We start from the raw sequence: 7,486 nt of genomic DNA, 5'->3' as shown, positions 1-7,486 counted from the left end.
TCGCTCCTCGTCGCTCAGCACAATCTCAGGGGCAACTCGCACTTGCACTCTCCACTCTTCGTCCTCGTAGAGTGTTGGAACGATGGATTTCATATAAGTTCCATCAAGAATAGAACAGTACACTAGGAGCCTGTCGGACTTTGGCCGGCCGGGCTGCAAATCCGGCTGTGCGGTCCATATTTCCGTCGCTTCTTGCCCCATAGAACCACTATGGGGCGGCGAATCGCCGAAAATCTGTCCTCGCGCAGCCGAATTTTCGCCTCGACCGCCAAAGCCCGACAGACTCCTAGGCGCCGGTGCGTTTGCCTTCGCCGCGCGTAGGACAGCCACCGCTTCAGTCGTCGAACAACGCCTGGATCGCCGCCAGCCCGGCCTTGGCACGCGCCTGCTTGCTGGCCGCGTCCAGGACCGGATCGGCGCCGTCGCGCTGCAGTTCGGCCTGCGGCAGCTCGTCGATGAAACGGCTGGGCTTGAGCCGCATCAGCTCGCCGAACTTGCGCGTGGTCCGGCTGTGGCTCAGGTAAAGCCCTTGCTTGGCGCGGGTGATGCCCACGTACATCAGCCGCCGCTCCTCCTCCAGCGCACCTTCCTCCAGCGCCGCTTCGTGCGGCAGCACGCCGTCCTGGCAGCCGACGATGAACACGTAGCCAAACTCCAGCCCCTTGGCCGCGTGCAGGGTCATCATCCGCACCTGGTTGCCGCCGTCGTCCTTGTCATTGCGCGACAGCAGCGCCAGCTGCGCGGCCAGGTCGCCGGCGCTGGCGCCACGCGGGCCACCACTGAACCAGTCGGCCAGTTCCTCCAGGTTGGCCTTGCGCCGCTGGAAGGAGGCTTGGTCCTTGCACTGCACGCGCAGCTCGGCCAGCAGGCCCGAGCGTTCGGCCAGCAGCCGCACCAGCTCGGCCGCCGGCAGCCTGGGCGCCTGCGCGCGCACTTCCTGCAGCGCATCGTTGAAGGCGGCCAGGCCGTTGGCCGCGCGCGCCGGCAAGGCCTGCAGGGCGCCGGGGATCTCGGCCACGCGTGCCATCGGCAGGTGCCGGGCCTGGGCCAGCTCTGCGAGCCTGGCCAGCGAGGTCGCGCCGACTTCGCGCTTGGGACTCTGCACCGCGCGCAGGAACGCTGCATCGTCGTCCGGATTGGCCACCAGCCGCAGCCAGCTCAGGGCATCCTTGACCTCCTGGCGCTCCAGGAACGCGGTGCCGCCGGTGAGGTGATACGGAATGCGCAGCAGCTGCAGCGCCTTTTCGATCACCCGCGACTGGAAGTTGCCGCGGAACAGGATGCAGAACTCGCTCCACGGCACCTGCCTGGCGGCCTGCAGGTAGGCGATCTCGGCGGCGACCTTTCCCGCCTCGTGCTCGTTGTCGCGGCACTCCCACACGCGGATGCGCTCGCCATCGGCCTGGTCGGACCACAGCTGCTTGGGATGGGCGTGCGGGTTGTGGGCGATCAGCGCATTGGCCGCGCGCAACACGCGGTTGGAGCAGCGGTAGTTCTGCTCCAGCTTGATCACTTCCAGCGCCGGATAGTCCTGCGCCATCTGCAGCAGGTTTTCCGGGTTGGCCCCGCGCCAGGAATAGATCGACTGGTCGTCATCGCCCACGCAGGTGAAGTGGCCGCCCGGCCCGGCGATCGCCTTGAGCAGGCGGTACTGGGCATCGTTGGTGTCCTGCGCTTCGTCCACCAGCAGGTAGCCGATCCGCTCGCGCCAGCCGGCGGTGATCTGCCGATCGTGTTCCAGGATCTGCACCGGCAGGCGGATCAGGTCATCGAAGTCCACCGCGTTGAAGCTGCCCAGCCGCGCCTGGTAGCGCGCGTACAGCGCGGCCGCTTCCAGCTCGCGCGGGCTGCGCGCCCGTTCGGCTGCTTGTTCGGGCGACAGGCCTGCGTTCTTGGCGCGCGAGATCAGGGTCTTCATCAGCTCGATCGCATCGGGCTTGGCCCCGGGCATCAGGTCCTTGAACTGCGCGTTGGCATCGTCGGCGTCAAAGATCGAGAAATTGCGCTTCAGCCCGGCCGCGGCGTGCTCGATCTGCAGGAACTTCAGCCCCAGCGCGTGGAAGGTGCACAGGGTCAGGCCTTCGGCCGCCTCGCCCTTGACCCGCCTGGCCAGGCGCTCGCGCATTTCCCGGGCCGACTTGTTGGTGAAGGTGATCGCCGCGATGCGCTTGGCCGGCATCCGCCTGGAGGCGATCAGGTGCGCGATCTTCTCGATGATCACCCGGGTCTTGCCACTGCCGGCGCCGGCCAGCACCAGCAGTGGACCGTGCACGTGCAGCACCGCGGCGCGCTGCGGGGGGTTGAGCAAATCCATCGGGGAGGCGAGGAGTCAGGGGGGGGAAGAATGAATGCGAAACGAGAAGCGAGCAAAGCCAGCTGCGTCTGGCAGGGCGGGTATTCTGTCACCGGCAGCTGGCCGCGGCGCACTTGCACCCGCTCCGCACTGCGCTCACTTCTCACTTCTCACTTCTCACTCCTCACTCCTCGCTGCTCGTTTCTCACTCCTCGCTCCATGGCCAAGCTCTATTTCTATTATTCGGCGATGAACGCCGGCAAGACCACCACGCTGCTGCAGTCGGCGCACAACTATCGCGAACGCGGCATGCGCGTGCTGATCCTGACCCCGGGGCTGGATGATCGCGCCGGCCCCGGCGTGGTGGCCTCGCGGATCGGCTTGCAGGCCGAAGGCACCACCTTCACCGGCGATGATGACCTGCTGCGCCTGGTCGATGGCGAGTTGGCCGAGTCCGGCCGGCTGCACTGCGTGCTGGTGGACGAGGCGCAGTTCCTCAGCCGTGCGCAGGTCTGGCAGCTGAGCGAGGTGGTGGACCAGCGCGGCATCCCGGTGCTGTGCTACGGGTTGCGCACCGATTTTCGCGGTGAGCTGTTCGAGGGCAGCCAGTATCTGCTGGCCTGGGCCGACGAACTCAGCGAGATCAAGACCATCTGCCATACCGGGGCCAAGGCGACGATGACCGTGCGCGTGGATGCAGCCGGGCGCGTGGTCCAGGACGGGCCGCAGGTGGAGATCGGCGGCAACCAGCGCTATGTCTCGGTCAGCCGCGCCGAGTACAAGAAGATCACCCGCGGCGAGTCGACGATGGCGCCGCAGCAGGCCTTGCTGCCGTTTTGAGCGGTCGCCGCGCCGCGGGCGCCGCCAGCAGGCGTTCGGCGCACCGCTCGCGGATGGCCCGCACCTCGCGTGGAATCACCCCGCCATCGGGCTGGACGGTGGCCAGCTGCGCCAGCAGGGCGTCAAGCTGTTGCAACGTGCCCTGTGAAGGGCTGGCGGTGCAGCGGGTTTCGGCTGCGTAGGCACGGGCGCGCCAGCGCAGCTTGGCCGCTTCACTGCCGTCGCCGCCGTGCCGCGCCAGGCGATCCAGCATGGCCAGCGCGGCGTCGGGCTGGCCGAGGCGCCCGCGGTTGCGGGCCAACGACAGTTCGGCGAACAGCCGCCGCGGATGATCGGCCGGATAGCCGCGCCGGGTCAGCGCGACCGCCGTTTCGAACCAGGGCTGCGCGCCCCGCGCATCGCCCTGGTCGGCGATGACCTCGCCGATCATGCGGTCGGTGTCGCCGACCAGTGGGTGGGAGGCACCGAAATTGGCGACGCGCAGCGCGCGCGCTTCCTGCAGGGCGGCCAACGCCTGGCTGTCATGGCCGGCCGCATGCAGGACCCTGCCGTAGTTGGCCAGCCCGCCCGCCAGCTGCCGCGCGCCTTCGGGCTGGCGCCAGATGGCCACGGCCCGGGCGATATCGCGCTGGGCGGTGGCCAGCTCGCCACGTTCCCAGGCGATGACGCCGGTGGTGTTCCAGGCCAGGCCGGTCTCGCGGTGCCGCTCGCCCATGACCTGGCGGGTGCGCGCCAGCAGCGATTCCATCTGCTCGGCGGCCAGGGCGTACTGGCCCAGATCCACCTGCAACGCCACCAGCTGCCGGCGCAGGCCCAGGGTGAGGGGATGGTCCGAGCCGTGGATCTGTTCGGACACCCGCAGCGCCTGTCGGAAGCCGGCCTGGGCGTTGATCGTGTCGCCGCCGGCGCGCTGTGCGGCGCCCCGCGCACGCAGGATTTCCACCGCCAGCGGATGTTCGTGGCCGACATGGCGATACAGGTAATCCAGCGCGGCGCGGTAGCCGTTCAGCGCGTCCTGTTCCCGGCCCCGGTCGGTGTCCAGCAAGGCCAGGTCCAGCATGTTCTCGGCCACACCGGCATCGTCGCCCAGCGCCTGGCGGCGCGCCAGGGCGCGCTGGAACAGGCTATGCGCCGGCACCAGGTCGCCCTGCTGGCGCAGGCAGCGGCCGTACTGGGACAGGAACTCGGCGGTTTCGGCCTCATGGCCAATCAGGGTGCGCGTCAGCGGTTCCAGCGGCGCCAGCTGGCTGGCGCAGGCCTGGCCGCGATCGAGCATGCGCAGCGCGCGTCCGTGCTGGGCAGCGATCTGCAGGCGCAGCTGCGCGGAGACATCGCCGCGGCCGTTGAGCAGGCCGTCGGCGCGTTCCAGCAACGCCAGCGCCTGCGCATAATCGCCCAGGCCGATGCGCAGCCGCGCGACCACGCCCAGCAGCTCGGCATGGGCCAGCGGCTGGTTGGCCAGCTCGCGCGCGCCGCGCGCCACCCCGGCGTCGAGCAGCTTGCGGCTATCGAATGCATCGCCGCGCGGTGCGGCGCCGGCGTTGTCGAACAGGCCGATCACGAAATCCTGCATCGCCTGCGCGCGCTGGGCCTCGTGCACCGCCTCGCGGGCCTGGCGCAGGCTGATGGCCGCCGCGCCCAGCAGCACCAGCGACATCATCGATCCGGCCAGCAGCCACCAGCGATGGCGCAGCGCGTACTTGCCCAGCCGGTAGCCCACGCTCTGCCGCTGTGCCTGGACCGGCATGCCTTCCAGGTAGCGGCGCAGGTCAGCCGACAGCGCTTCGACCGAGGGATAGCGGTGCTCGGGCTTCTTGGCCAGGGCCTTGAGCACGATCCGGTCCAGGTCGCCGCGCAGGCGCCTGGCCTGGCGGCGCAGGTCCGGTTGCGCCGCCCGGTCAGGCGCGCCCTGCAGCAGCGCCTGCGATGGGCGCATCGGTTCGGCGTCGATGATGGCCTGTTCCCAGGCCAGCACATTGTCGCCCTGCAGGCGATAGGGCTTGGTGCCGGCCAGCAGTTCGAATAGCACCACGCCCAGCGAATACACATCGGTGCGGGTGGTCACCGGCTCGCCGCGGACCTGCTCGGGCGCGGCGTAGTGCAGGGTGAAGGCGCGCAACTCGGTGCGCGCGCCGCTGCCATCGGGCGCATCGAGCAGCTTGGCGATGCCGAAGTCCAGCAGCCGGGTTTCGCCGCTGGCGGTGACCAGGATGTTGGAAGGCTTCAGGTCGCGGTGGACGATCAGGTTGGCATGCGCGTGGCTGACCGCCTGGCAGACCTGGCGGAACAGTACCAGCCGCGCCTCGATGGCCAGGGCATGCTGCTGGCAATAGTCGGTGATGGAAATGCCTTCGACGTATTCCAGCGCCAGGTAGGGCTGGCCCTGCTCGCCGACCCCGGCATCGAGCAGGCGCGCGATGTGCGGGTGTTCCAGCCGCGCCAGGATGTCGCGCTCACGCGAGAAACGCACCCGCAGGCGGTGATCGGCGATGCCCGCATGCAGCAGCTTCAGGGCCACCCGGCGCTGGTAGCCGCTGCCGGCGCGCTTGGCCGCCCAGACCATGCCCATGCCGCCTTCGCCCAGCAGCCACTCCAGGCGATAGGGACCCAGGCGCGCGCCTTCGCAGAGCGCGGCCGGGGCTTCGTGCAGGGGCGGCGGCCAGGCGCCTTCGGCGGCGGCTTCCAGCGCCAGCAGGCCGACAATCTCCTCGGCCAGCCCGGCATCTTCAAGGGCGATCAGTTGCAGCTGGTAGGTACGCTGCTGCGGATTCATGTCCAGCAGCAGGTCCAGCATCGGCGACAGGCGTTGCCACTGGGCGGCGTCCATCGCGCAGGCGCTCCGCTTTACTCGTCCTGCATCGCGGCCAGCAGGAACAGCCGGGCCTTCTGCCAGTCGCGGCGCACGCTGCGCTCGGAGCGCTGCATCAGCTCGGCGATCTCCAGCTCGGACAGGCCGGCGAAATAGCGCATCTCCACGACCTTGGCCAGGCGTGGATCGGCGTCGAAGAGCTGGTCCAGCGCGGTATTGAGCGCCAGGGTGGTTTCGTCCAGGCGCAGCAGGTTGCTTTCCACGTCCTCGGGGATCTCCGCCACGCGCTTGAGGTCGCCGCCGCGCTTGCGGGCCAGGCGGCTGCGGGCGTAGTCCACCACCACCGAGCGCATCGAGGAGGCGGCATAGGCGAAGAAATGCGCGCGGTCGTCGAACTTGGCCCCGCCCTGGGCGCCAAGCAGTTTCAGGTAGGACTCGTGGACCAGCGCGGTGGCGTCCAGGGTGTGGCCCTGGTGGCCGGCCAGCTGGCGCCGGGCCATCGAATGCAGTTCCTGGTAGAGCGTGGACAGCACCCGATCCAGCGCGGCGCGGTCGCCCGAACGCGCGGCATCCAACCAGACCGTGATATCACTCCCCCCCTCCATGAACCCCCTCCTTGCATTGCTGCAGGGGCCGACTATACCGCCTGCAAACGTGACGGGTGTATCTCCCGCTGGTGCGATGCGGCATCACTGCTTTCAGCGCTGGCAGTGCGGGCACCAGACCGTGGTGCGCTGGCCGACCTGGGCTTGCTTCAGGGCGGCCGCGCACCGCTTGCAGGGCAGGCCGCCGCGGCCGTAGACCCACAGTTCCTGCTCGAAATAGCCCGGCACGCCATCGGGGCTGATGAAATCGCGCAAGGTGGTGCCCCCGCGCTGGATGGCGTGGGCCAGGATGTCCTTTACCGCCATCGCCAGGGCTTCATAGCGTTCGCGGGAGACCCTGCCGGCCGCGCGCAGCGGGTGGATCCTGGCCCTGAACAGGCTTTCGGCCGCGTAGATGTTGCCCACCCCGACCACGATCCGCTGGTCCATCAGGAAGCTCTTGACCGGGGCGCTGCGGCCGCGGCTGCGTGCAAACAGCCATGCACCATCGAACTCCTCCGACAGCGGCTCCGGTCCCAGCCCCTGCAGCAGCGGGTGGGTGGTGCCCGGCGCCTGCCACAGCAGGCTGCCGAAGCGGCGCGGATCGTTGAAGCGCAGCACCCGCCCGCCATCCAGGGCCAGGTCGACATGGTCGTGCGCCTTCACCGGCGTGGCCGCCGGCAGCACCCGCAGGCTGCCGCTCATGCCCAGGTGCAGCAGCGCGCTGCCGGCCAGGGTGTCCAGCAGCAGGTACTTGGCGCGGCGACGCACCGCCTCGATCCGCGCCCCGGGCAGGTGCGCGCGGATCTGGTCGGGGATCGGCCAGCGCAGGTCCTCGCGCCGCTGCAGGACTGCGCGCACGATCACCCCTTCCAGGTGCGGGGCCAGGCCGCGGCGGGTGGTTTCGACTTCGGGCAGTTCGGGCATGGCGGCGGGCCTGGAGGGGTCAGCGCTCGGGTG

Annotated in this window: 5 protein-coding genes; 1 reads left to right on the top strand and 4 read right to left on the bottom strand. The window is 69.5% G+C overall.

The window, feature by feature from the left end; genetic code table 11:
• Positions 1-334: 334 nt before the first annotated feature.
• Positions 335-2,314 (bottom strand): UvrD-helicase domain-containing protein, encoded by a 1,980-nt coding sequence (locus tag D9R12_RS13520; RefSeq protein WP_122231200.1) that lies wholly within the window; start codon positions 2,312-2,314, stop codon positions 335-337.
• Between the two features lie 198 nt (positions 2,315-2,512).
• Between D9R12_RS13520 and D9R12_RS13515 the strand changes: the two genes are divergently transcribed.
• Positions 2,513-3,133 (top strand): thymidine kinase, encoded by a 621-nt coding sequence (locus D9R12_RS13515; RefSeq protein WP_014159106.1) that lies wholly within the window; start codon positions 2,513-2,515, stop codon positions 3,131-3,133.
• Here D9R12_RS13515 and D9R12_RS13510 read toward each other — a convergent pair.
• The 3 genes from D9R12_RS13510 to mutM form a co-directional block, all read right to left on the bottom strand.
• Positions 3,081-5,960, bottom strand: coding sequence for a serine/threonine-protein kinase (locus tag D9R12_RS13510; RefSeq protein ID WP_122231198.1), 2,880 nt, complete (start codon positions 5,958-5,960; stop codon positions 3,081-3,083). The genes D9R12_RS13515 and D9R12_RS13510 overlap by 53 nt on opposite strands.
• Before the next feature lie 17 nt (positions 5,961-5,977).
• On the bottom strand, positions 5,978-6,547 hold the full coding sequence (locus D9R12_RS13505; protein ID WP_122231196.1) for an ECF-type sigma factor: 570 nt from the start codon (positions 6,545-6,547) through the stop codon (positions 5,978-5,980).
• Positions 6,548-6,640: 93 nt separating this feature from the next.
• On the bottom strand, positions 6,641-7,453 hold the full coding sequence (mutM, locus tag D9R12_RS13500) for a bifunctional DNA-formamidopyrimidine glycosylase/DNA-(apurinic or apyrimidinic site) lyase (RefSeq protein ID WP_122231194.1): 813 nt from the start codon (positions 7,451-7,453) through the stop codon (positions 6,641-6,643).
• Positions 7,454-7,486 lie beyond the last annotated feature (33 nt).

It is taken from the genome of Pseudoxanthomonas spadix (assembly GCF_003703395.1).
GTDB classification, from domain to species: domain Bacteria; phylum Pseudomonadota; class Gammaproteobacteria; order Xanthomonadales; family Xanthomonadaceae; genus Pseudoxanthomonas_A; species Pseudoxanthomonas_A spadix.
Note: the sequence above shows the minus strand (reverse complement) of the source record. Positions and strands in the feature narration are given on the sequence as shown.